This window comes from Kitasatospora sp. NPDC057512 (assembly GCF_042802135.1).
Classification (GTDB): Bacteria; Actinomycetota; Actinomycetes; order Streptomycetales; family Streptomycetaceae; genus Kitasatospora.
In genome coordinates this window covers 1-2773 of sequence record NZ_JBHVET010000930.1, presented here as the reverse complement: position 1 = coordinate 2773, position 2773 = coordinate 1, and the positions used below count along the sequence as shown (strand labels likewise).

The window sequence follows — 2773 nt, the reverse complement described above, 5'->3', positions numbered from 1 at the left end:
GACGCTGGCGAGCGCGAGCCCGACGGACAGCTCTCGGTGTTCGGTGGTTCGGGTGGGGAGGCTCAGCCGGCCGTGCCGTACAGCCGGTCGCCCGCGTCGCCGAGGCCCGGGACGATGTAGCCGTTCTCGTTGAGCCGCTCGTCCACGGCGGCGGTGACGACGGTGACCGGCAGGCCGGCCAGTTCCCGCTCCATCACCTCGACGCCCTCGGGGGCGGCCAGCAGCACCACGGCGGTGACGTCGGTGGCACCGCGCTCGATCAGCATCCTGATCGCGGCGACCAGGGTGCCGCCGGTGGCCAGCATCGGGTCGAGCACGTAGACCTGGCGGCCGGAGAGGTCGTCCGGCATCCGGGTGGCGTAGGTGGAGGCCTCCAGGGTCTCCTCGTTGCGGACCATGCCGAGGAAACCCACCTCGGCGGTCGGCAGCAGCCGGGTCATCCCGTCCAGCATGCCGAGGCCGGCCCGCAGGATCGGGACCACCAGCGGGCGCGGGTAGCTGAGCCGGGTACCCAGCGTGACCGCCACGGGCGTGGTGATCTCCACCTCGTCGGTGCGGACGTCCCGGGTGGCCTCGTACGCGAGGAGGGTCACCAGCTCGTCGGTCAGGCGACGGAAGGTCGGCGAGTCGGTGCGCTCGTCGCGCAGGGTGGAGAGCTTGTGGGCGACCAGGGGGTGGTCAACAACGTGGAGACGCATGTATCGAGGTTAGCCCGGTCCTGGACGGGTGTACGACTCGCCGTGCCCCCGGGGCGCCGGTCCGGGTGACGCTCCTGTGACACGCCGTGACCCGGCGCGGCCGTCCGGACGGAAGTGCCCGCTGTGGTATCAACCGGGCCGTTCTGGGAATGTCACCTCTTATGACGAGCAACCCGAACCCTGGGGACGGCTCGACGGACGAGCCCGTCGACGGGGCGGGCCGGAGCCCGGGCCCGCCGTACGACCACCCGGAGACGGAAGCGGAGCGCCGCAAGCGGCGGGCCGTCTTCCTGCGCGAGCTCACCGAGGCGCGCGAGCTGCGGGAGCGGGTCCAGCCGCGGCGGACCAAGGAGCGGCGGATGCGCGAGGCGATGCGGATGCGGACCTTCCGGATCTGACGGGCCCGGAACCGCCCCCGGAACCGCCTCGGGTGGCACCCCGGACCATCCTGACACCGCCCTGACGCAGCCCTGACACCGCCCTGACGCCCGTCCGATGCGACACCCGGACGGCCCCGGGAAGGGACCCGAACGGCCCCGCCGGGCGTTCGGAGCAAATTTCGACCGGCTTCGGACCGCCCCGGCCCGGCTTCGCCGTCCGCCACCCGGTCCTTCCGACACGACCTGCAAAGACGCGCTGCAGAACACCCCCCGCAAGGGCGGGCTTTCTGTCACGATTCCGATGGGACGGTCCGAACAAGCGGACCGCCTCTGGCGCGGGGGCGGCCAGATTTCCGCGTTGCCCGTGCGCGCCGACAGCCGAGACCGATGATCTTGGGAGTGTCCCTGGTGGCGTACTTCGCTGCAGTGCTTGCTCGCACCGAGGACGGGTGGGATGTGAGCGAGACGGAGCTCGACGACGTCGAAACCCTGGCCGATCTGGCCGACCTGGCCCGCGGATCCGCCCAGGACGACGACAGCGTCCTGATCTTCATCGAACAGGAGGACGCCTGGTTCGCCGTCGTCCGCGTGGACGGCGAGGAGGACCCGCGGATCTTCGTGTCGGACGGCGCGGCGGCCGCCCGCAGCTCCTACGGCTCCGTCCTCACCGACGAGCTGGTCGACCAGGCCGGCGAGAGCGAGTTCGGCGACCTGGACCACCTGCTGGACGAGGCCGAGGAGGCCGAGGAGCAGGACGAGGAGGACGCCGACGCCCGCGGCGGCGTCCCGGTCGGCCCGCTCGGCGACGCCCACCTGCTCACCGAGTTCGGCCTCGCCGCCGACGAGCTGCTGGCGCTCAGCGGCGAGGGCGCGGTCCCGGGCGACGCCCTGGAGGAGATCGCCGAGGCCCTGGGCTGCGGCGAGGTCCTGGAGGCCGTCCGGTAGCGGCGTCGGCCATGCCGGTGTCCACCGCCGGATACCCGACACTGGATGCCATGCAGCCCGCATCCACTCCGCTGACCGTCCCGCACGTCCCCCCGCTGCCCGCCCCCGTCCGCCCCGACCCGGTCCGCGACCGCTGGGCGGCGCCGATGCGCCTCGCCATGGCCGAGGCCGCGCTGGCGCCGGCCACCGGGGACGTACCGGTCGGGGCGCTCGTCCTGGACCCGGACGGCGAGGTGATCGGACGCGGCCACAACGAGCGCGAGGCGGTCGGCGACCCGACCGCGCACGCCGAGGTGGTCGCGGTCCGGCAGGCGGCGGAGAAGGTCGGGGAGTGGCGGCTGAGCGGTTGCACGCTGGTCGTCACGCTGGAGCCGTGCACCATGTGCGCCGGCGCCATCGTGCTGTCCCGGATCGACCGGGTGGTCTACGGCGCCCTCGACGAGAAGGCCGGCGCGGCCGGCTCGCTCTTCGACGTGATGCGCGACCGCCGGCTCAACCACCGGCCCGAGGTGATCCCGGGCGTCCTCGCCGAGGAGTGCGGCGAGCAGCTGCGCGCCTTCTTCGACACCCACCGCTGAGGGCCCGCCGGGCACCGCGGCGATACGGATTTCGTGACTGCGCCACCCCTCCGGTAGAGTTCCTCTCGGTAGCGTGTCCGAGCGGCCAAAGGAGCACGCCTCGAAAGCGTGTGTGGGGGCAACTCCACCGTGGGTTCGAATCCCACCGCTACCGCTCGAAAGCCCGAGGGCC

At 72.8% G+C, this 2773-nt stretch carries 4 protein-coding genes and 1 tRNA gene; 4 read left to right on the top strand and 1 reads right to left on the bottom strand.

Annotation, left to right across the window (positions count from 1 at the left end; translation table 11 throughout):
* Window positions 1-62: 62 nt before the first annotated feature.
* Window positions 63-698, bottom strand: a complete 636-nt coding sequence (gene upp / locus ACFU6K_RS35895) for a uracil phosphoribosyltransferase (protein ID WP_049650159.1) — start codon at window positions 696-698, stop codon at window positions 63-65.
* Between the two features lie 161 nt (window positions 699-859).
* Between upp and ACFU6K_RS35890 the strand changes: the two genes are divergently transcribed.
* The 4 genes from ACFU6K_RS35890 (at window position 860) to ACFU6K_RS35875 (ending at window position 2755) form a co-directional block, all read left to right on the top strand.
* Window positions 860-1096, top strand: a complete 237-nt coding sequence (locus tag ACFU6K_RS35890; protein ID WP_380670356.1) for a hypothetical protein — start codon at window positions 860-862, stop codon at window positions 1094-1096.
* A 369-nt stretch (window positions 1097-1465) separates the two neighbouring features.
* The gene (locus tag ACFU6K_RS35885) at window positions 1466-2023 is read left to right on the top strand and encodes a tRNA adenosine deaminase-associated protein (protein ID WP_049650157.1); all 558 of its coding nucleotides are present in this window, start codon (window positions 1466-1468) and stop codon (window positions 2021-2023) included.
* A gap of 50 nt (window positions 2024-2073) precedes the next feature.
* A complete protein-coding gene (tadA, locus tag ACFU6K_RS35880; protein WP_380670354.1) occupies window positions 2074-2601 on the top strand; it encodes a tRNA adenosine(34) deaminase TadA in 528 nt (175 codons plus the stop codon).
* 67 nt (window positions 2602-2668) lie between these two features.
* Window positions 2669-2755: transfer RNA gene (locus ACFU6K_RS35875), tRNA-Ser, on the top strand.
* The last annotated feature ends 18 nt before the right edge of the window (window positions 2756-2773 follow it).